The 22,117-nt window shown below is 31.7% G+C and carries 19 protein-coding genes and 1 pseudogene; 8 read left to right on the forward strand and 12 right to left on the reverse strand.

The features are described 5' to 3' along the window. A pseudogene (locus RBH29_RS15150) lies at positions 1 to 474 on the reverse strand (hypothetical protein); the annotation flags it as partial. Further along, positions 467 to 1,174, reverse strand: coding sequence for a site-specific integrase (locus RBH29_RS15155; protein ID WP_306697784.1), 708 nt, complete (start codon positions 1,172 to 1,174; stop codon positions 467 to 469). The gene RBH29_RS15155 and the pseudogene RBH29_RS15150, both read right to left, overlap by 8 nt. Positions 1,175 to 1,764: 590 nt before the next feature. Here RBH29_RS15155 and RBH29_RS15160 point away from each other — a divergent pair. Then, positions 1,765 to 3,257, forward strand: a protein-coding gene (locus RBH29_RS15160; RefSeq protein ID WP_373463346.1) for an IS3 family transposase whose coding sequence is annotated in 2 segments (ribosomal slippage) — positions 1,765 to 2,181 and positions 2,184 to 3,257 — 1,491 coding nt in all. Because the reading frame shifts where the segments join, the coding sequence is not laid out codon by codon here. Positions 3,258 to 3,785: 528 nt separating this feature from the next. On the opposite strand, the gene RBH29_RS15165 is transcribed toward RBH29_RS15160, so the two are convergent. The 6 genes from RBH29_RS15165 to spoIID form a co-directional block, all read right to left on the reverse strand. Further along, complete coding sequence (locus tag RBH29_RS15165) at positions 3,786 to 4,475, reverse strand: AMP-binding protein (protein ID WP_306697785.1); 690 nt, start codon at positions 4,473 to 4,475, stop codon at positions 3,786 to 3,788. Between the two features lie 83 nt (positions 4,476 to 4,558). Then, positions 4,559 to 5,353 carry a GIN domain-containing protein gene (locus RBH29_RS15170; RefSeq protein ID WP_306697786.1) on the reverse strand — a complete coding sequence of 265 codons (795 nt, stop codon included), beginning with the start codon at positions 5,351 to 5,353 and terminating at the stop codon, positions 4,559 to 4,561. Positions 5,354 to 5,705: 352 nt separating this feature from the next. After that, on the reverse strand, positions 5,706 to 6,737 hold the full coding sequence (gene mreB, locus RBH29_RS15175; protein ID WP_306697787.1) for a rod shape-determining protein: 1,032 nt from the start codon (positions 6,735 to 6,737) through the stop codon (positions 5,706 to 5,708). 216 nt (positions 6,738 to 6,953) lie between these two features. Next, positions 6,954 to 7,229 carry a sporulation transcriptional regulator SpoIIID gene (gene spoIIID / locus RBH29_RS15180; RefSeq protein ID WP_306697788.1) on the reverse strand — a complete coding sequence of 92 codons (276 nt, stop codon included), beginning with the start codon at positions 7,227 to 7,229 and terminating at the stop codon, positions 6,954 to 6,956. Positions 7,230 to 7,604: 375 nt separating this feature from the next. Continuing rightward, positions 7,605 to 8,519 (reverse strand): M23 family metallopeptidase, encoded by a 915-nt coding sequence (locus RBH29_RS15185; RefSeq protein WP_306697789.1) that lies wholly within the window; start codon positions 8,517 to 8,519, stop codon positions 7,605 to 7,607. A 201-nt stretch (positions 8,520 to 8,720) separates the two neighbouring features. Next, positions 8,721 to 9,755, reverse strand: a complete 1,035-nt coding sequence (spoIID, locus tag RBH29_RS15190; RefSeq protein ID WP_306697790.1) for a stage II sporulation protein D — start codon at positions 9,753 to 9,755, stop codon at positions 8,721 to 8,723. A gap of 175 nt (positions 9,756 to 9,930) precedes the next feature. Here spoIID and RBH29_RS15195 point away from each other — a divergent pair, with 175 nt between their 5' ends. The 7 genes from RBH29_RS15195 to RBH29_RS15225 all read left to right on the forward strand — a co-directional run bounded on the left by RBH29_RS15195 (position 9,931) and on the right by RBH29_RS15225 (position 17,324). Next, a complete protein-coding gene (locus RBH29_RS15195) occupies positions 9,931 to 10,311 on the forward strand; it encodes a GntR family transcriptional regulator (RefSeq protein WP_306697792.1) in 381 nt (126 codons plus the stop codon). Between the two features lie 5 nt (positions 10,312 to 10,316). Further along, complete coding sequence (locus RBH29_RS15200) at positions 10,317 to 11,192, forward strand: ABC transporter ATP-binding protein (RefSeq protein ID WP_306697793.1); 876 nt, start codon at positions 10,317 to 10,319, stop codon at positions 11,190 to 11,192. A 3-nt stretch (positions 11,193 to 11,195) separates the two neighbouring features. Continuing rightward, positions 11,196 to 12,284: a hypothetical protein gene (locus RBH29_RS15205; protein WP_306697795.1), complete on the forward strand. Its 1,089-nt coding sequence runs from the start codon at positions 11,196 to 11,198 to the stop codon at positions 12,282 to 12,284. A 90-nt stretch (positions 12,285 to 12,374) separates the two neighbouring features. Next, positions 12,375 to 13,568, forward strand: a complete 1,194-nt coding sequence (locus RBH29_RS15210) for an ankyrin repeat domain-containing protein (protein ID WP_306697796.1) — start codon at positions 12,375 to 12,377, stop codon at positions 13,566 to 13,568. A gap of 223 nt (positions 13,569 to 13,791) precedes the next feature. Next, positions 13,792 to 15,432 (forward strand): discoidin domain-containing protein, encoded by a 1,641-nt coding sequence (locus RBH29_RS15215; protein WP_306697797.1) that lies wholly within the window; start codon positions 13,792 to 13,794, stop codon positions 15,430 to 15,432. 549 nt (positions 15,433 to 15,981) lie between these two features. Continuing rightward, positions 15,982 to 16,710, forward strand: a complete 729-nt coding sequence (locus RBH29_RS15220; protein WP_306697798.1) for a sensor histidine kinase — start codon at positions 15,982 to 15,984, stop codon at positions 16,708 to 16,710. Next, positions 16,707 to 17,324 (forward strand): response regulator transcription factor, encoded by a 618-nt coding sequence (locus RBH29_RS15225; protein ID WP_306697799.1) that lies wholly within the window; start codon positions 16,707 to 16,709, stop codon positions 17,322 to 17,324. Before RBH29_RS15220 ends, RBH29_RS15225 begins: the two co-directional genes overlap by 4 nt. Before the next feature lie 43 nt (positions 17,325 to 17,367). On the opposite strand, the gene RBH29_RS15230 is transcribed toward RBH29_RS15225, so the two are convergent. The 4 genes from RBH29_RS15230 to RBH29_RS15245 all read right to left on the reverse strand — a co-directional run. After that, positions 17,368 to 18,531: an ABC transporter permease gene (locus RBH29_RS15230; RefSeq protein ID WP_306697800.1), complete on the reverse strand. Its 1,164-nt coding sequence runs from the start codon at positions 18,529 to 18,531 to the stop codon at positions 17,368 to 17,370. Further along, positions 18,518 to 19,654, reverse strand: coding sequence for an ABC transporter permease (locus RBH29_RS15235; protein WP_306697802.1), 1,137 nt, complete (start codon positions 19,652 to 19,654; stop codon positions 18,518 to 18,520). The genes RBH29_RS15230 and RBH29_RS15235 overlap by 14 nt, the downstream gene beginning before the upstream one ends. 10 nt (positions 19,655 to 19,664) lie before the next feature. Continuing rightward, positions 19,665 to 20,597, reverse strand: coding sequence for an ABC transporter ATP-binding protein (locus RBH29_RS15240; protein WP_306697803.1), 933 nt, complete (start codon positions 20,595 to 20,597; stop codon positions 19,665 to 19,667). Positions 20,598 to 20,856: 259 nt separating this feature from the next. Beyond that, the coding region (locus tag RBH29_RS15245) for an ABC transporter substrate-binding protein (RefSeq protein WP_306697804.1) at positions 20,857 to 22,117 on the reverse strand (1,261 nt) is incomplete at its 5' end.

The raw sequence follows: 22,117 nt of genomic DNA on the forward strand, positions 1-22,117 counted from the left end.
TTCTGAAACCCTAAGCCCACAACCATATAAAATCCGCATGAGCAACGGGATAATTTTATGCCTATAGGGTGAAGTTGCAGAAGGTGAATAATTATCGCAGGCAACAAGTATTCGCCGAATTTCTTCGTTCGAAAAAATGTATGGCTGATATGCATATCTATCAATAGTAACCATCCCTTTTGGAAGAATATATGCAGGATAACCAATTCTATTCATGTATTCTGCCAAGCCTCTCAGCAGTGAAATACGGCGTGCACGGTTATTTATTGTTTCATTTGGGGATTGTTTGCACCATTCAATAACCAAGTCCCTAGGAAGGTTAATTTGGGAGTGATTCTGTGTTTGTAAAAAAGCATCAAACCGTTTAAGCATGGATTCTCCTTTGTTAAAACTGTATCCCAGAGCGTGTTTTTCATCAATATACGAACAGAATATATCAGATAAGACACTATGAAAAATAATTTGATTACTCATTTAAAAGCACCTCCTCTGGGTCAACGGCACACTGTTTCAGTTCATCCATATTGGTGCGAAGATAAACGGATGTTGACTTGGAATTAACATGCCCAAGTACCTCTGAAATGACAGGCAAAGGTGTCCCTTTTCCCAACATAGTACTTGCAAGAGTATGCCTGAGTGAATGCAGTCCCTGGCGATTTCCCTTTGGAATTCTAATTTTGGCCCTTCTTGTATATTTTACTATGATATTGTGGAGATTTGCATTCTGTCCAAATGCTTTGTATGGTGCAAAAGCTCTTAAAAAAAGATATGGGCTATCGCTTACAGGTCTCCCATTTTTCAAGTAGTCAATAATTGCCCATCCAATGTCGTTTAAAATCGGAAACGAAATATATGTACCTGTTTTTTGTTGAGTGAAATGAATTTTCTTTTCATGCCAGTCCAGATGAGTAAGTTGTAAGTTTTTAATATCACCAACGCGTATGCCCAGTTTTGCCACAATAAGAAGTATCGCATAGTCACGTTTCCCAGTAGGGTTACCTCTGTCAATTGAGTCAAGCATTTTTTTAACATTGTCTGGGTTCCAAGTAGTAGGAACTGCAGGGTACCAATATTTTGTATGCTTTGGAACTGATAAAGATAAATCAGACGATGTTAAGCCTTTCGTGTATAGAAACCTCAAAAAAACACGCAATGTTGTCAATATTGAAGCCATGCTTTTCTCATGGTGATGGTAGATTGTCTTTACATAATCAGAAATAATTGCGGGTGTAATATTATTCACATCCATGATTTTTCGCAGATTGAGATAATCAATAAAAAAGAACAGACGTTGTAAACGAGTCCGCATACCCCTTTTTGAATATTGGTTATTTTCACACTCAATTTCATAATCCGAAAGTACTTTTTCAAACTGCGGAGGTTTGGTGTAGCCTTTCTTTTTGACAATCCTACGTATAATCACACCATGTAACTGGTAGTCACCAAGTAGTCGAACTTGACGCATGGCATGCTTTGCATTACTTGGACATGCTTCCGAATAATAATCTACATCACAATTATAACGTTCTAAAAGATACTGCCTGCCAAGTTCTTCAGTGAAATACTTCTCTTCCTTGTCTTCGATAAATGATTGGATTCTCTTAAATGCAGCACGGAAACTGCATATCCCCCTGTGTTAAAATAGTTGTCGTAAGGTAAAAATTGTGTTAAGGTCAAATAAGAGATAAAAAGGAGACGATAACTATGGGGAAAGATAACAAAAACAACAAAACATATTCAAAAGAACAAAAAGAATCAATTCTTATGAAAATATTACCTCCTAATAATATGTCATTGTCAGAAGTTTCAAATGAAACAGGCATACCATTAGGTACTTTAAGTACATGGAAATCAAAAGAGTTGAACAAAAGTAGTAAAAAAATTAATATCTCAAAAGATAAATTTCTGGTTGTTGTAGAAACGTATACATTATCAGAGTATGAATTAAATGAATATTGTAGAAAGAATGGTTTATATGTACAGGAAGTAAAAAGATGGCAAAAGTGTTTTGCTTCGGCTCTAGATAAAGAACCTGAACCTGTTAAAGAAGCAAAAGAAGAATTAACGAAAGAAAAGAAAAAAGTTAAATCTCTTGAAAAGGAGATAAACAGAAAGGATAAAGCATTGGCAGAAGCAGCTGCATTGTTGGTGCTTAGAAAAAAGCTACAAGCGTTCCGGGAGGAAGAGGACGATTAACTACCTTATCGGAACGCCAAACAATAATAAAACTAATAAATGAAGCAAGAGAAAATGGTGCACGGCTAAAGCAAGCATGTAAAATAGCAGGTATAACTGATAGAACATATGAAAGATGGGTAGAAGGAAATAATATCAAGGAAGATCAAAGACCTTATGCAGATAGACCTGAACCTGTAAACAAATTAACACAAGACGAATATAAATCTATTTTAAGGATTGTAAATTCACCTGGATTTGTTGATTTACCACCGTCACAGATAGTCCCTACACTTGCTGATAAGGGGATATATATTGCTTCAGAATCAACTATGTATAGAATATTAAGAAACGAAAATATGCAACATAATAGAGGGCGTAGTAAAGCGCCTACAATGCGTAAAACCCCTGAAACACATATAGCCAAAGCTCCTAATGAAGTTTGGTCATGGGATATAACATACTTAAATACATCAGTAAGAGGACTATACTATAAATTATATATGATAGTAGATATATATAGCAGGAAAATAGTAGGCTGGGAAGTTTGGCATGACGAAAATGGAGAACTTGCTTCACAACTAGTTGAAAGAACTGTTACATCAGAAAAAGTTAGAAATAAACCATTGATATTACATTCAGATAATGGTCCGCCTATGAAGTCCTTTACATTAAAAAGCAAATTAGAAAGTTTAGGTATTATAAAATCATATTCTAGACCAAGAGTGAGTAATGACAATCCTTATTCGGAGTCATTATTTAGAACATGTAAATATCGACCTAATTATCCAAGAAAAGGTTTCGAAACTATTGATGAAGCAAGGGAATGGGTAAATAATTTTGTAGATTGGTATAACAATGAACACTATCATAGCAGCCTTAAATTTACAACACCTAACTCAGTGCATACAGGCCAAGTAAATGAAATATTAAAAAAGAGAAAAAAGGTTTATGAAACAGCAAAGAAATTACATCCTGAACGCTGGAAAAAGCCTATAAGAGATTGGGATCCAATAAGAGAAGTGGCTTTAAACCCAATTAAAAACAAACAAGATACCTTGAAAACAGGATTTGGTAGCTAAATACAAAGAATAAAAATAAATTTTTGGGGTTTAAAATTTGTTTTTATTCTTCACGCGGAAGGGGTTTGGGGATACCGCGTAGATCCCCAATAATAATAAAAAAAGCATTAGCGTTTTAACATTATTTGTTCCAAGCGCTATCCAAACACTACTTTGTATATTCATAACATAACAAAAATATACTTCAGAGTGAAATAATTTGTTTAATGTAATTTAATACAATATTATTTATAAATTTTAAAAAATAGCACAATTTACATAACTTTTTTGAAAATTATTTAATTTTTTTCGACATCTGTCTTGACAAACGTCGATATTGAATTATATGAATATTTAAGTTTTTGTAGTTCTTCTAATACCTTTTCAGATAACTCTTTAATTGTTAACTGTGTCATTTTGATAACACCTCCAGAATAGATTTATTAATTCTACCCAAAGTATTATCGTAAGTAATTCAGTTTAAACCTGCTGAATTAATCACACATCAGCTCCTTTCTTTCGATAAGCAAATACTTTCGATAATTGCCTTTATCGTAAACTTTTGATAAAGGCAAGACCCATATCATGATATAAAGGCAACCAAGAAACTGCAAAATCCTTCTCTTTTATATCTATTGCTCTGGAAATAGTATCTACATTATGAAATAAATTCTTTTGCTTGATTGGAACACCTTTTGGTAGTCCAGAACTACCAGATGTGTACTGTATAAAACAAACATCTTCTGATTTAAGTGTATAATACTCAATATTTTTGTCTAATCCAAGCCTTGTGTAATACAAATTCACAATTATTCTTTGCATATTAAGTTTTTCTATCATGCCTTGCATTTGTTTATAACATTTATCTTCTATTTTTTTATGTACTATTACATATTTAGCATTACTATCAAGCAATATATGTTTCATCCTATTAATCGTGTCTTTTTTGGAAGAATTTACAGGCGGTATTGGTATAGGTATTGCTCCACTAAATAAAACTCCAAAAAAACTTATAATGAAATTCACTCCTGTATCTAATGAAATAATTACCTTATCACCTGTTTTTAAATTATAATTTATCAATTTTTTGGACAAATCCATTGAGTAATACATTATATCTTTATATGAATAGGCTTTTTCCTTGTTTTCATCATCTCTAAAGTAAACAAGCTTTTTATCTCCAAAATTAATTGAATTATTATAAAAAATTTCGTTTAATGATTTAAAATTAGAAAACAAACTATATCTCCCCTTATATACAAGTTAATCAATTATTTTTCTTATCATAAAATACTAAACTTAGTATCATTAGATTGTTCTTTTTATCTTTCTATAACTCTACTTGAGTGCTTTTTATCTATATTTACTTTATCACCATTATAATCAGAAATATCTACTGTGACACTATTCAACAAATTCATATTTAATTCTTCACCTTTACCCTCTAATTTAAGATAACTGCTATTTTTCATAAATAAATCTAATTCATTCGGTGATAGAAGGTAAACTCTACTACTATTTTTAGCATTAATTTTTGATTTTTCAGATTTAAATTTTAACAAATCTGCTTCAGCTTTAATTGATAAATCTAAATTTAACTCTTTACTTTTTCCTTCTAATTTAAGATAACTGCTATTTTTCATTAATATATCTATTTTTTTTGCTTGAATTGCTCCTTCAATCATAGAACTGTTATATAAGTTTAATTCAATAGAATTATCAGATAGAATAAATTCTTCATCTAACTTTACTATTGAATCATTTCGTGTTTCAATTTTTTTAATATCAGGCATTTTTATGAATGCATTAAAGGTATTTTCTTTAAACTGAAAATCCCTATCCCAATTTAAAATCAAAGTATCTTCATATAATTCAATTTCTAGATATTCCCACAAATTATCATCTGCTTCTATTACAACTTGGTACTCTGTACCCTTTTCTACAATAACATTAAAGTCGCTACAAATGTTTAAACTATTAAAATCAGTAAAACTCTTTTCTTGTTTTGTAAGAATTCCCGAACCTTGAATTTCCTTTGGATTAGATACAAATACACATGAACTTAATATGATAAATATAATAAAAACAATAAATATAGTTATACTCATTCTATTCATTACTTCTTTACCCTCCTAAAAGTTATAATTAAAATATTTCAACATATAACAAAATAATAACTTAAAAACTTTTATTTTTCCCTTTGAAACTTATTAGTTTAACCTATTATACTAAATCTATAAATAAAATGCAAATATCAACAGAAATCTAGACTTATGATGAATGAAACTAGTAAATTTTTTCTCATTTTTACTCCGCCTTTTTTAATTATAACCTAAAAATTTGTAAATACATTTCTTTATACCATTATATAACTACACATAACACAAGTCAAGGAAGACAAAAAGACAGGGGGACGGTTCTCTTGTCTCATTTTAAAATGAGACAAGAGAACCGTCCCCCTGTCTTTGTTTATCTGCGATTCATTTGCTCAGCTTCTTCACTTTTTTCCATAATCTCAATATTATCCAGTGCTTTTCCTGTTCCTAAAGCAACACTTGACACAGCATCATCTGCGACAACCACATTAATTCCTGTTTTTTCTTGAATTAACTTATCAAATCCATACATCAGACTTCCTCCACCTGTCATAACAATTCCACGGTCACTAATGTCTGATGCCAGTTCTGGTGGTGTTCTTTCAAGCACAGAGTGTACAGTTTCAACAATGCTTGAAACAGGCTCTTCTAAAGCCTCCATAATTTCTGTAGAGGAAACGGTAATGGTTTTGGGTAATCCAGATATGAGATTCCTTCCCCTTATGTCCATCGTAACTTCCTGAACTCTAGGATACACAGTTCCAATATTTATCTTTAGTTCTTCAGAAGTGCGTTCACCTATCATTATATTATGTTTCTTTCTCATATACCTTACAATGGCTTCATCAAACTTGTCTCCAGCTACTTTTATAGAAGAACTAACAACTGTTCCACCTAAAGATATAACCGCTACATCCGTAGTTCCTCCACCTATATCTATAACCATGCTTCCACAAGCTTTTGAAATGTCTATTCCTGAGCCAATAGCTGCTGCTATTGGTTCTTCAATAAGATATGTTCTTCTTGCACCTGCCTGATTAGAAGCTTCTCTTACGGCTCTTTTTTCAACTTCTGTTACTCCACTTGGAACACATACAATAATTCTTGGTTTGAAAAGCTTAAAAGCTCTGCTTCCAGTAACCTTATTTATAAAATACTTTAGCATTCTCTCGGTTATATTATAATCCGAAATTACTCCCTCTCTTAAAGGTCGTATTGCAACTATGTTGCCAGGTGTCCTTCCCAACATCCTTCTAGCCTCTTCTCCCACAGCTAAAAGTTTGTTGTTATTTTGATCTAAAGCCACAACCGAAGGTTCGCTAAGCACAACACCTTTTCCTTTTATATATACAAGTATTGTTGCTGTTCCTAAGTCTATACCTATATCCTGCCCAATTCCAAACAAAACGCATCTTCCTTTCGAAATTCAGAATAGAAAAGAAAACAAAATCTATATCAATATTAATATTATCACACTATATTAATATTGCAACATTTTTGTGCAATCCAAGGAAAAAAATTAATCTGATAAAAAAAACTTTAAGTGTATAAAATCTCACTCAAAGTTCTTAATAACCTTTTATCTGATTTTAAAATTCCAGTTTCATCTAAACAAATTCATTTAAATCTCTCTTTTTAAAATAGCTCCATTTTTTTCTTTATATTTAGCTTTTGTTGCCATTCCTCCTCTGATGTGTCTTTCAGCTTTATTTTTTTCTAAAACTGTTTTAGCCTTTTCGGCTAAAGCATAGTTTATTTGCATCAATCTTTCTGTTACATCCTTATGTACTGTACTTTTACTTATTCCAAATTTTTTCGCAGCGGCTCTCACTGTTGCCTTGTTTTCAATTATAAATCCAGCCAGTTCAAGTGCTCTTTCTTCTATGTACCCTTTCAATGATACGCCCCCCTTACAGTTGATCTCTATTGACAATTCAACTACCTGACTTGTTTTTTCTTACCTCAAATACATTGATTTTGTGGCTAGACCCAATAACAGTCCTGAACAAAACAAGGTAATTTTGTGTATAGTATGTACTTTCTATTGAATGTCCTTGTAATATAAGTGTTTTTTAATAAATTGTTCTTAGCTGTTTATTTCCTGAATATAAAACAACGCTTTCTAAGAAAATTCGCTATCGCTACAATAATATATATGCTGCTTTAAATGTAGTTATGATAGATTAATAAAACGGGGTCAGGCTTTAATAATTTACTTACTCATACGAGTAAGTAAATTATTAAAGCCTGACCCCGTTTTAGAAGTTTTTACTCAATCAACTGGTAAAAACTTTATAGGATCTACAGGTTGATTTTCTTTTAATACTTCAAAGTGAAGATGTGAGGGGTCTGCTGCTTTAAAACTAGCCGTATTCCCAACACTGCCAATTACCTCTCCCCTCTCTACTTTTTGATTTGGAGTTACCATTTCACCACTTGCAAGGTTTGCATATACGGTTTTTAAATCTTTTGAATGTTCAACAATAATAGTAATCCCAAGTCTTGGATCATTTTTAATGTTTGATACAACCCCATCTGCAACAACCTTTACAGGTGTTCCTCTTTCTGAACTTATACCAACGCCTGTATGTGCTCTCCATTCATTTAAAGTCTTTGAATACACCAGTTTATCAATAGCAAATTCTAATATAATGTCTCCATGTACAGGCATAATAAATTTAGGCACTTTCACTGCCTCAACAGCATCTAATTCCTGGCTTTGACCACCTGTATCTACCACTTCTGTTTCCTGACTTTCAACATCTGTATCTGCCACTTCTGATTCAATATTCTCTACACTTTCCTTTGCTACAGGAATATCTTCATCTTCTTGTGCTAAGTTTGAATCTGAAATCTGCTCTTTTGTTTCTTCTTTTTCCTCTACATCACCTTCATCTGCCATCTCCTTGTCATCTAAAGAAGTTTCATCCTCTACTTTTTTGTCTGCAACTACATCTTCATCTTCTTCAAAGTAAGCAGTGCTTTGCCCAATATCTTCTTGAATACCATCCATCATTTCATGAGTAATTATTTCTTCTTCATAACTACTAGACGCCACTAAGTAAGCCGTTACTCCTATAATAGTTAAACACAAACCCAAAACAACGAAAAAACCTTTTTTGTCAAAAAATTCTAGTATTTTCTTTTGTGTGATTTTTTTATCCGGAAATAATTTTTTAAAATTCACTTTTTCCACCTCCATAAATTATTGTTTCCCCAAATGGGAACAATATACATAGAGGTGAAATTTTTTTAATATTTTATCCCAATCTGATGTTTCAGGTTTAAAAATTCACAGGTGTATGCAATAAAGGTAAAGAAAAATAACATACACCTGTTTTATAAAATTAGAAGTAAAAAGCCATAACAATTATTAACGCTAATTAATTTAATAGTTTTCAAAGTTTTCTTCTATATTTTTTATGTTATCTAACTCTACTTCTTTATAGTAATGTTTTATAATTTCTTCAAAGCCCTTTCCTTCTTTTGCAAGATGGTTGGCTCCCCACTGACTCATTCCCACTCCATGCCCATAACCTATAGTGGTTATCTTTATTTCACCAGATTCCTCTTCTTCAATAATAAAGTTTGTAGATCTTAAGTCTAAAATTCTTCTAAAATCAGTTCCCTTTAAATTAACATCTCCCACTTTAATTCTATCTACCCTTTCACTATCTGTTCTTTCAAGTACTTCAACCTGATCTAATAGATTTTCTTCCTCAATTTTCAAATCAGGAAGTTCACTTTTAAATGCACTTATAAAATCTTCTTCCTTAAATGTTGTCACCACTTCATATTCCGAGCTGGCATCTTCTCCTTTACTTTTTACACTTCTTAAATAAGGCACTTCTACTCCGTCCCATACATTTTCAGAATTTTCTGTTATGCCACCACTATTTGCATGATATAAAGGATTAACAACTTTATTTTCATACCAAATAATTATATTTTCTGTCTCATTAACTGCTCTTTTTATCTTATCCCAATTTTCTTTTCCACTATCCTCTCCCCATTTTTTAATGGCATCCGCTCTGCTTATCCAAGCCTGACAGTGACCTGAATCAGTACAGACATCAGCGCCTCTGTGAGCATCACTATTATTAGATGCATAAATTTTTTTCATTCTTCCATATGCATAGGTTCTTGCAGCTACAGCCTGAGCCTTTAAAGCTTCTGTTTCAAATTTTGCTGGCATCTCAGCAGCCACAACCCCAATTAAGTATTCTTCGAGAGGCATTTTTTTTGTTTCACCCTCACTCGCTACATAAACATCCAAATAAAGCACTTCATTTTTTTCCAAGATTTCTGGTTCATCCATCGGTATAAGATCTTCAACAACTGTACTGCACCCTTTTACAATTATAAATGGTATAACTATAATCACCATTGTCATCAATAAAATATAACCAATAATTTTTTTCATATGTATCCCTTTTACAACAATAGCAGCGTCTATTTATTTCACTACTAATTACTATGTTTGTACACTAAAGGTTATTCTTTTTTTATTTCTTTACAAAGTTCAAGTTATATGATATAGTATTAAGTGTACTATTTACATTAGTACACTTAATACTATGCTAGGTGAGTGATTATAAATGATAAACATTAACCCAAGAAGTAATAAGCCTTTGTATGAACAAATTGTAGATGGAGTAAAGGAAAACATTCTAAAAGAATTATTATCTCCTGGCGAAAAACTTCCTTCTGTGAGAGAAATGTCTAAACTTTTGACTGTAAATCCAAACACAGTCAGTAAGGCTTATTTAGAGCTTGAACGCCAAAAAGTTATAGAAACACTTTCAGGTAAAGGTACTTTTGTGTCCTCTTCTTATAGTCCTAAACTGGACTTAGATAAGCTTGAGAACATCAAAAATATTCTTAAAGATATTATTATCGAAACTCATTATTTGGGCATCGAAAAAAAAGATTTTTTTAAAATAGTAAATGATATTTATTCAAATATTGAAAGGGTGTGATTGTATTGATAAAAGTATCTGGAATTAGTAAATCCCTAGATAGTAGCAACGTTTTAAAAGATATAAACCTCAATATTCAAAAAGGTCATATTTTTGGATTAATTGGTCCAAATGGTGCAGGCAAAACCACTCTTATTAAAATTATTACAGGAATATGGAAAGCCGATAAAGGCTTTGTGAAGTTTAACAACAAGGAGGTGTTTGACAATCCAGATGTAAAAGCTAAAATCGCTTATGTTCCTGATTACTGCCATTATTATGATTCTTATAAGGTGACTGATATTATACATATGTACAGCTTATCTTATAGTAGTTTTAGCAAAGAAAAATTCAACCATCTTAACACAACTTTTAAAGTAGATGCTAAAAAAAGAATAAGTAATCTTTCAAAAGGGACTAAAACCTCACTTATGCTAATGTTAAATCTTTGTATCATGCCAAAATACTTGATTTTAGACGAACCATTTTCTGGGCTTGATGCTGTTGTTAAAAGAAAAATTGTAGAAGTTCTTTTAGAAGAAGTAGCAGAAAATAAAACAACGGTGCTTTTGTCTACTCACAACATTTCAGATGTAGAACACATATGCGATAGCATCGGTATCATTAAATCTGGTTCAATAATTTTTGAGTCCAGTGTAGATGAAACTAAAAAACAAGTACGAAAATTTCAAGTAGCTTTTAAAAGGGGAGTAACTAAAGATTTTTTAGATAATACAGACATAATGAATGTAGAAAAAATGGGGAATGTGCATCACCTTGTTACACATAATTACTCTAAAGATTTTGAAAAAAGACTTAAAAAAATAGGCACAGAACACATTGAAGAAATCTCTTTAAGTCTTGAAGATATTTTAATTTATTTTTTAGAAGGAGGGAAATAACATATGATTAAAAAAGCTTTACTATATAGAGATTGGAAATATTCAAAATGGTTTATATTGCCACTAACTTTAATTTTTTTATATAATTCTACTTCCTCTTTGTTTGGGCTTCATGATGAGACTCCTAGAAATTACAGGCAACTAGGTGATTTTTTAGGTCCTGAAATGCTGTATATATTTTTAGTATTTTTTACCCTGACATTTATGTCCTTTGTTCTTTTTTATCCTGACAGAAAACCTTTAAATTATACATTTTCAGCAAGTTTGCCCTTTAAGAGAAAGGATATTATTCTAAGTAAGTGGCTAACAGGTTTTTTTAATATACTTTCCGCTCATTTTATTATATACATTTTAGCAAACGTTGGTTTGATTTTAACTTATTCCTGGAAAACTGATTTTATTAATTTAACAAGGGTTTTACTCATTGATTTCCTCACTATAATATTCATGTTTGGATTTTTAATGATGATTCAATCTTTAAAAACTTCTCCTACACTGGGAGTAGCAACTGCCACAGTTATTGCAGCTTTCCCGCTATCATTAATGTATTGGTTTAGCTGTATAACCACCCACTACTATACACAATACTTTTTTATTCCAGATCTTTTGAAAAGCTTTTTTAATAGTAGTTTCTTTAATATACTTTTAGGTGGAGTGTGGAAACTCTTTGGTTTTAATATAAGATTTCATACAAGCTCTCTTTTTAATGTATCTACTGACTACTATCACTTTGGAGAAGTTAACGCAAACTTTTTCTTAAGAGTTTTTGCACTGATTTTGCTGACTATAGCATTTTACCACTTTTCTAAAAAGGCATATGAAAAAAATAATTTTGAAGAAAATGATCAGGTTACAACTTTTAAAAACTTAAGCCCGCTTTTTAAAATTTTAGGGCTTTATTATATTAGTTTTATTATTCATCAAATACTGTCATCCGTTTCTTCAGAGTATACTTTAAGGTTATTTGCTCCAGACATTGTGTTGTTGTTTTGTGTGATAATTCCCCTTTTGGCTTACTTTATTTTAATCAAAACATCAAAATTTTATAATAACGCTAAAATGTCAAAAGATGTTACTAATACTGAGTTGTAGTAATAAAATATTTTTTAGTTAACACAGGTGACTATTATATATTAAAAAATATCTGAAAAGTTAACTATTTCTAAAGAAAGGTGATGTAAAATGAAAAAATTTGCTTTTGTACTGATTATTTTATCTTTTTTGGTGCTTTTGCTGTCTAATCTATATGTAAATGCTTTTGATAAAAGTTTATATTCTTTAGCAGCTAGAGGAAAAACACAAGCATTAGAAAAAAAGCTACTGATAGATAATCAACTTGATAAAAATCCAGATGAAATTTTTTTTGCTTTATCTATGTCCTTGCAGAAAAATCAAGCTGGCAGCTTTGAAATACTTTTAAATCATATTGATAAAAATAATTTAGAAATTTCAATTCCACTATCACAGTTACCTGCATCTGATGATTTTTTAGAAATATTATTTAATAAAATGGATAATACAACCTTATTTATTGACGCTCTAAAATCTCAAAGGTTTGATATTGCAAAAATTATACTTGAACGAGAAATGGAACTTGATCTTGAAAAGTTAAACGCCTTAGAAGCTATAGATACAGATTTATCAGATGTACAAAGTACTGTAAATTTTCTTGTACTTTCAGCTTATTATGAAGATGAATATGAAAGCATGATGTATGATGTATTATATGTGGTTAGTGAAATATTAGAAATGGACATATCTTTAAATAAATTTATAGACCCACGCTCTTTAATTACTTTCTGCATTGACACCAATAACTATATTGGTACAAAAAATTATGAATTATTAGAACTTTTAATAAGGGAAGGATATACAGACCACTTGTCATACGGATTGCCACGTGCTGCATCATCAAGAGATACTCAATTAATCAAATATCTTGTTGAAAATGGTGCTACTTTAGATGGAGAATTTGGAGCCGAAGCATTATTAGCTTATAACGATATAGATGTAATAAAAACCTTTATTGATTTAGGTATTGAATTAACAGATGATAAGATAAATAATGTTGTAAATAATATTTTGTATAAATCTGTTTTTTATGGAGAAAAAGAAATTATAGAACTGTTTCTCACAAATGGAATTGACGTTAACAGACCATTAAGGGATTCAAATCAAACTATGATACTTTTAGCAACAGAAACCCTTAACCCTGAAATAGTTGAATTTTTATTAAAAAATGGTGCTTCAGTAGACGATAGCTTTATAAAAACTGCAGATTATATTATAAGAGATATTAAAAATAATAAACTTGATTGGTTTGATATAGGCAATAAAAGAAAATGTGATGAAATACTCAATATGCTATCTGAGTGAGTGAACTCGTTTAGCTAAATCTAATAATAATCCCATCTAAAAACTGCATGCCCATTAAAATTATTAAAGTTGTCGAATACTCTATTTTGAAGGGACTTTCAGAATAGAGTTTTTATTTTTTTAAAGTTTTATCATAACCAAAAGCATGCTTTGTTTTTTCTTAATTAAAACATGCTTTTTATAAAAAATATCATATTTAAATTTTTTTGAGGGAGGTTTTTACATGAAAAAAATCAGCTTAGTTATGGCAATAATAATTTCTCTGGTTGCCTGTCTTCCAACTATAATATCTGCCGAAAGCAGATATCCCGGCTTTAGGGTTCAGGGAAGGCACCTTTACGACAATACAGGAGAAAAAGTTGTCCTTTATGGTCCAAACGTAATGACCATATGGGGTGAAGTAAGCGGCGAAAAGACTTTTGCTGAAATTGAAAAAACAGGGGCAAATGCCATCAGAATAGTATGGCTTACCACTGGATCTGCAAGAAATCTTGATTTGGCAATATACAACTGTCGAAAAAACAACATGATACCAATGATAGAGCTTCATGATGCAACTGGTGAATGGGATATGCTGCCTGAACTTGTAGACTACTGGACACGTCCTGATATTGTAGAAGTTATTCAAAAACACCAAGAATATCTTTTAATCAACATTGGTAATGAAGTAGGTCAACAGGTTTCTGATAGCGATTTTAGAGACGGTTACGAAACTGCAGTTACAAGAATGAGAGAGGCTGGAATTCATGTTCCGCTTATAATTGATGGTGCTGATTGGGGTAAGGATATAGACATTTTAAAAGAAAACGGTCCCTACCTTATAGATGCTGACCCAGACAGCAATCTTATGTTTTCGATACATATGTGGTGGCCTTATATGTGGGGAAACGATGAACAAAGAGTTATTGATGAAATAAATGAATGTGTTGAAATGGAGCTTCCATTAATTGTTGGCGAATTTGCTCATGCATGGGAAGAACACGATGAAGGTGCTATCCCCTGGGAAACAATATTGGAACAGTGTTATTATAATGAAATTGGCTATATGCCATGGTCCTGGGGACCGGGCAATAACCCTCAGGATTTTCTTGATATGACCACTGACGGAACATATGACACTCTGCACGGCTGGGGATTGGAAGTTGCCGTCACTCATCCATACAGCATAAAAAATATTGCTGTACGTCCGGATTCCATGCTTGAACCTTCTGATGTTCCTCCACCAGACCTTTCCCTTCCTGAAGGCAGTCTGTCACGTAACAAGCCTGTTTTTGCATCTTCAACAGAGCCTGACTTGGGCAACGTTCCTGAAAATGTAGTAGATGGAAATGTAACTACAAGGTGGGCTTCCGAATATTCAGATCCCCAATACATTTATGTAGATCTTGAAGACGAGTATGAGTTAGGTGAAGTCTATATTGAGTGGGAAGACGCATATGCAGGTCAATATAAGATACAGGTTTCCAATGATGCTGAAAACTGGACAGATGTTTTTACTGAATATAATGGTGATGGAGGCATTGATCAAATAGAAATAGAGGCTTCTGGTAGATATGTAAGGCTTTATTGTATGCAGAGAGCGACAGAATGGGGAAATTCACTTTTTGTTTTTGAGGTATACCCTCCTGAAGGATCTGTGGTAGAACCACCAACTTTTACTCTTGGTGATATTAATAACGACGGTGTAATTGATTCAACAGATTATACTTTAATGTCAAGACATATTTTAGAAATTTCTTCGCTCACAGGTGACCAGCTTCTTGCAGCTGATTTAAATGGAGACGGAGTAATAGACTCAACTGACAGTACTATTTTACAAAGATATTTACTCGATATAATTCAATCCTTCCCGGCACAGCAGTAAAAGTAAAGGATTTTTTTAAAGATCTTTTAAGGTGCGAAAGCTTTAGACTTTCGCACCTTTTTCGTGTTTTTCCTTCATCACATCTTTTTTCAGAGACAAAATTGTGATATATTAAATTCAAACAATTAAAATTTATAATTATAAATTTAAAAAAAATATGAATCCATAAAAACAGGTAACTTTTAAGGAGGTTTGCTGTTGATTTATAAAAGTGAATTAACTGACAAGTGCATTATCTTATTTACGTGCCTCTTTATATACCTCTTTCAGACAACACTTGAGATCACAGTATTGCCTGTTATTGTTTCCATTATAATCGGATGCCTTTTAAGCTATTTTAATTCCTTGACTATTAAACGCATTCTTTATTCAGTATTTTTATTATTTATATTTTTAATTCCGGAATTGATTTTTTTCATACCATTATTGGTTTACGATATATTTCTAAAAAAAGAACAATTGGCAATGCCTCTTTTTTGCATACCCATTATCCACCTGCGAGAATATTATGACTATACTGTATTAGGAATAGTCTTAGGAATAATTATTATGTCATCTACATTAAAATATCGATCATTTTCTTTATATAAACAAAAACTAGATTATATTAATTTGTCAGATAATGCTCGGGAAATGTCTTTAAAGCTAAAATCACAAAACAAACATCTTTTAGAAAAATATGATAACGACATAACTTTAACTGCTTTAAGTGAGAGAAACCGTATTGCAAGAGAAATCCATGACCATGTAGGTCACCAATTGTCCAGTGCCATACTTCAAATCGGGGCACTAATAACTGTATCTAAAGAAGAAACTTTTAAAACCTCTTTAAAAACAATAAATGATACATTGTCAGAATCTATGAACAATATAAGAAACAGTATTCATGATTTGCATGACAAATCTATTAATCTTCATATGCAAATAGAATCAATAGTTAATAACTTTAGTTTTTGTGAAATAAACTTTGATGACGGACTAAACACACAGCCCCCAAAGGCTGTAAGACAGGCTATTATATCCATTGTCAAGGAAGCCCTGTCAAACATTATAAAGCACTCCGATGCAACTTATGTAATTATCCAGCTTAGAGAACACCCTGCTTTTTATCAATTTATAATAAAAGACAACGGCAAAAAAAAGTCTACTAATATAAAGGACGGAATGGGTTTAACAAATATGACAGATAGAGTTCATGCTTTAAAGGGTATAATTAATTTTCGTAAAGAAAATGGATTTGAAATTTTCATCTCTGTTCCAAAGGAGGATGTACAGTGAAAACACTAATTATTGATGATGATAAATTGGTTTTAACTTCCCTTAATACCATACTAAATGCAGATAATGATGTACAGGTATGCGGCACTGGACAAAGCGGCCTAGAAGCGATAAAACTTTATAACAGTTTAAAACCTGATGTGCTTTTAATGGATATACGTATGGGTGAAATGACTGGCATCGAGGCTGCTGAAATAATATTAAAAAAGGACAGTGGGGCAAAAATACTTTTTTTAACCACCTTTAATGATGATGAATACATTGTCAAAGCATTGAAAATAGGAGCAAAGGGATATATACTAAAACAAAATTTTGACAGCATTGTTCCTGCTGTTAAAACAGTTTTTTCCGGTCAACGGGTATATGGAGATGCAATTATTGATAAAATACCTTCACTCCTCAAAGATAAACCAAATGCCAAACCTTTTGAATTAAACCAAAAGGAATTAGAAATTATACAGTTTGTAGCTGATGGTTTGTCAAATAAAGAGATTTCAGAAAAGTTATTCTTATCTGAAGGTACCATTAGAAATTATATAAGCATTATACTGGAAAAGCTTAATTTAAGAGATCGTACTCAGCTTGCTATATTTTATTACAAAAATATGATATAGATAATCAGAGTATAAATCTGATTATCTATATCATATTAAATATTTAACTGTCACTTACAATGCGTTTTTTTATCAATACAAGAGCAATTGATAAAAAGAGAATGGCAAATCCTAACTCTATCATCATAGGTTTAAACAAAGGTTTTAAACTATTAAAACTAAAATCAGTTGCATTGGCTATAATAATATTACTTTTTGCAAACCAGTAAGTTGGTGTAAAGCTTGCAATTCTCAAAACTGTATCACTTAAAATCTCCTGTGGAACAAAAATACCACTGATAAAACAAGGACCTAATGTAACTACATTAGTTACCGCTGAAAGAGAATCTTTACTTGTTACAATATTTCCAATTAGAAAACTCACAGAAGATGCAGCTATTGCAAAAATAAATGCATTTAACATATAGTAAATTGTTTTGGCATCTAAAACATTTTCACCATCAAAAATCATATAAAAAATCATCATAACTGCCCAAACTAAAATTGCAAAGAATGCAACACCAAAAAAAAGCTGTAGTTTCATCTTAAATTGGGATACCGGCGAACATATATTTCTCATTTTTATATCTCTTTTATTTAAAACCATAATTATTGAACTTATACCTAAAACCAAAATTGCAAACATTGAATATGCTAAAAAGTTAAAGTAATTATACTGAAAAACATTTATCTGATTATTTGTCTCATCAATAAATGAAACAGCAACTTCTTTATCCATATTATCATTTACTCTTTCAACTAATTCTTTTTGTCCTATTTCTCCAAAAGTATTTATATATACACTGGCTAAATCAAAAAATTGGTTTACCGTTGTGTCCACATATGCCCCTGAAGTTGATGCAGGTACTATTGTCTTTTCAATCTCAATAGATTCTCCATTCATAAAAGACTGCGTAAACCCTTCAGGAATACGAAGGATATACGATACCTCTCTAAAAAATAATGCATCTTGCAATGCCTCACGATTATCTTGTATATCAACAAAATTAGCATATTGGGACAAATTTTCTTTAAAACCTTCAATTAATATACTCTCTTCCTCTGCAATAAAAGCTAAATTCACTTTACTTTGTGTAAAATCATCCGGAGCCTCTTGCTGTGTAAGATTTGCAAAAAGTAAAGTCATCCCAATAAAAATAACTAAATAAATCATCATTCCTGCTAAATTTTTTCGTATTATTTTTGTGCTTAACTTAAATACTGGCATACTTTTGCCTCCTTAATACCATATATGTTCCAAATGAAAAAACAATTATAAATGCCGTTAAAAGCCCTATATTAAACCAATATCTATTAAAAGTATCGTAGTAGTACAGGCTGTAAAAAGCATCAGTTAATAAATTTACAGGATTTATATATGCTAGAACTGGTAGGTTTTTGGCTACAATGTACTTAACATGGTCAAACATCATTCCTGCTAGAAAAGATCCTGTCATTGTAACTGCAATAAGTATGGCTTCTTTTATATTTTCACTTTTCTTAACAACCGAGCTGACAAAACTTCCAAAAGCTATCCCAGCTATAGAGCCAATTAAGGCTGTAAATAGTACATAAGAATTTCTCTCACCAAAGTCAACTTCTAAAGCAAAATACAAATATGCTATTAATATAAGTATTTCTATATAATGAATTATAATTGATGCAGACGCACCACATAAATACCTCTTTAACTTGTGAACTGGTGCTACACCAGTTCGGGCAGCTCTGTCACTTTGATCTGCCTGTATGTCCTTAACATCTTTTTGTCCCCAGAAAGCACCAAACATACACGTCATCGCTATCAACGCATAAAAATAGTTGAGTACCACATTAGGATTAGCACTACTTACAGGTACTTCTCTTAAGTAATTGTTCTGTGTGCTTAAATACTCTCCAATATTATTTGCAAGTTCAGGCTTTTCTCTCACTATATCTTCTGCAACAGCTAACGTCTGTTGATACTGTTCTAAAAAGATTTTTACAATTGTTTGCCCTATACCAGTTCCTCTAACAAACATTTCTATATCATCATTTAAAACAAAATATGCAGTAATTTCTCCTTCAGAAAGCTTTTGTTTTGCCTCTTCAACATCAGTTTCATTTAGATTAAACATACGCTCATCTCCTGTTGAGAGACTTTTAAGTACATATTTGAAATTAGCATCTTCCTCATATGCATCATTTTGAACAACTGCAATACTAACAGGCTCAAATTTTTCTCCCGCATAAAGGTTTCCAAACGCCATTCTAAAAAATGTTGCGAGTAATAAAGGAAACAACAATGTCCAAAATATCATCTGCTTGTCACGCAGCAAGCATTTTAATCTATAAATAAAAATATGAAAAAACACCTTATCCCTCCTAATCTCTCAGTTCTTTCCCTGTTATTTCAAGAAAAACATCATTTAGAGTTGGCAATTCAGAATATATCTTTCCAAAATTGATACTTTGCTTTTTTATAAAATCCAATACACTCTCTAAATTGTTTTTACCTTTTTCAGCCTTTATAATCAACAAGTTATCTTTATACTCAACATGTGAAATATTAGGCAATTTTCTAAGTAAGTCAATTTGCTCTTCTTTAATATCATAAGTTTCAACTGTTATAGTTTCACCTAATGTAATCATGGCTTTTAATTCTTCCTTTGTACCTGTTGCAATAATTCGGCCTTTGTCTAAAATTGTGATTTTAGAACAAATTCTCTCGACCTCTTCCATGTAATGAGATGTGTACACCACTGTTGCACCCTGCTTATTTAGTTCAACTATTCCCTCTAAAATCTTATTTCTACTTTGAGGGTCAACTGCAACTGTGGGCTCGTCTAAAATAATTAATTTAGGTTTATGAGATATTCCACAGGCTATATTTAAACGCCTTAGCAATCCACCACTTAACTTTTTAGGATAAAACTTTTTAAAATCATTAAGTCCTACAAATTCTATGGCTTCCTCAACTAACTGCTGACGGGTATCTTTATCTTTTATATAAAGCCCACAAAAGTAATCGATATTTTCATAAACGGTAAGTTCATCAAAAACAGCTACATTTTGCATTACCACACCTATATCACGTTTAATATCATGGGCATCTGGTTTCATCGGCTTGTCAAATATCCTTATTTCTCCCTTACCATAATTTAGCAAAGACAGGATACAGTTTATGGCGGTAGTTTTGCCTGAACCATTTGGCCCTAATAAACCATATATTTCACCTTCTTTTACTTCTAATGATAAATGATCCAATGCCAGCAGATTTCCATATCTTTTTACCAAATTCTTTACATTTATAACCATTCATTTCCCTCCTTGTAAACTTTTTTTAAAATGATAGCTTTGCGAATTATCATTTATAAAATAAAATTTGCTTGTTCCACAAATGCTTATGTTTAGATTTTACAAAAGCATTTTTACCTCTTATAATTTTATTTTAACAGGCTATTACTTAGTATTGAAGTGACATGAATAATAATTTTCATGTGACAAATGTCACAATTTAATTTCTCGAAAGATATTTTTTCTCATTCTAAAGCTCCGATATTATCTAAAACTAACTTTAGTTGTTTTTTAAAATCTCTCTTAATATAGTAATGTCTTCTTCCAGTTCCCGTATAACAGTTTGGGAAACCGTGTGAATTGTTAATGTAAAGGAAGTTGAGGAACTATTATCTTTAGTCACCTCATCCCACCAAATCTCTCTTGCCTTTTCGTCTAAAGGTGTAAAATGATATTCAGGAATGTCCTCAATCAATTTTCGGTAAAGACTGTCAATATCCTGTTCACCAAATACAGTGTATTTGTAAATATTTGTAGCTTTATCAGGATCCATTATTTTGTCCATTTTGTCTATATGTCTGTTTGCTAGAAGTTTTACAACGCCCCAAGCTGCTTCCTTGTTGTTAGATTCAGATGAGATAACCGCAACAGCACTTTCTGACCAAGCATTTAATCCAAATGGTAAATGTGTCATTCTCCATTTCCCATCTGTCTTCCCTTTTGTGGCCTCTTTTATAACATTTATGTATCTCATACTATTTTGAAACATAACTGTCTTTCCTGTTTCTAGGCTGTTTCCTTCCTCAACATTCATTGATATCCGTGAACTTGATGCTAAGTCTAAAGAATCAATAGTGTTAGATAATTTAAGCATTTCAGTAAAAATCCCATAATTCCTAATATATCTAAGTTCTGAATCAAAGACGTTGCTGCTCAAATCTGCATACAATAATGGATTTAGATGCCAAGACACAATATATTGTTCGTTTTCTCTAAATTTTTTCGCCATCTCCAGCCAATTTTCAGTATCTTTCATAAAAACAGCAAGGTCTTCAGGCTCCGCTGGAAAACCAGCTTGCTTTATAATGTCATATCTATAAAACGTAACACAGGGAAATACTTCTACTGGCAGTGCTAGAAGCTTTTTATCATCAAAAGAACGAAAAGCTCCTTTTAAATGTTTTGGATATTTAGATAGCATAGCTTCAGCATTATAAGGAGATTTTTCAAGATTTTCAAATGCATTGGTTGAATTAAAGCTACCCATAGAAAAAGGATCTATAATAATTACATCCGGTGCTGTTCCATCATTGTATGCCTTGGCGTACTCCTCAGTTATTTCAAAAGTAGAAAAGTTTTCATATTCTATCACCATATCAGGATTCTGTTCCTTAATCATATGTTTTACTTCTTCATCTAAATTGTACGCTGACCACACACTCAAGCTTTCTGACTTATCACTTTTTTCAAAATCCTGCAAATTATTCTGCTCTCCATAATTTAACGGAACTTGTCCTGGTTTTTCAACCTCAGAATCTTTT

The organism is Herbivorax alkaliphila, from assembly GCF_030848475.1.
In the GTDB taxonomy this organism is placed as follows: domain Bacteria; phylum Bacillota; class Clostridia; order Acetivibrionales; family Acetivibrionaceae; genus Herbivorax.

Excerpts from the sequence above, each read along its gene's own strand:
- RBH29_RS15205 (WP_306697795.1), top strand. The coding sequence starts at position 11,196 with ATGATTAAAAAAGCTTTACTATATAGAGATTGGAAATATTCAAAATGG.
- RBH29_RS15215 (WP_306697797.1), top strand. The coding sequence starts at position 13,792 with ATGAAAAAAATCAGCTTAGTTATGGCAATAATAATTTCTCTGGTTGCC.
- RBH29_RS15170 (WP_306697786.1), bottom strand. The coding sequence starts at position 5,353 with ATGAATAGAATGAGTATAACTATATTTATTGTTTTTATTATATTTATC.
- RBH29_RS15230 (WP_306697800.1), bottom strand. The coding sequence starts at position 18,531 with ATGCCAGTATTTAAGTTAAGCACAAAAATAATACGAAAAAATTTAGCA.
- RBH29_RS15210 (WP_306697796.1), top strand. The coding sequence starts at position 12,375 with ATGAAAAAATTTGCTTTTGTACTGATTATTTTATCTTTTTTGGTGCTT.
- RBH29_RS15195 (WP_306697792.1), top strand. The coding sequence starts at position 9,931 with ATGATAAACATTAACCCAAGAAGTAATAAGCCTTTGTATGAACAAATT.
- RBH29_RS15220 (WP_306697798.1), top strand. The coding sequence starts at position 15,982 with ATGTCATCTACATTAAAATATCGATCATTTTCTTTATATAAACAAAAA.
- RBH29_RS15240 (WP_306697803.1), bottom strand. The coding sequence starts at position 20,597 with ATGGTTATAAATGTAAAGAATTTGGTAAAAAGATATGGAAATCTGCTG.
- RBH29_RS15155 (WP_306697784.1), bottom strand. The coding sequence starts at position 1,174 with ATGGCTTCAATATTGACAACATTGCGTGTTTTTTTGAGGTTTCTATAC.
- spoIID (WP_306697790.1), bottom strand. The coding sequence starts at position 9,755 with ATGAAAAAAATTATTGGTTATATTTTATTGATGACAATGGTGATTATA.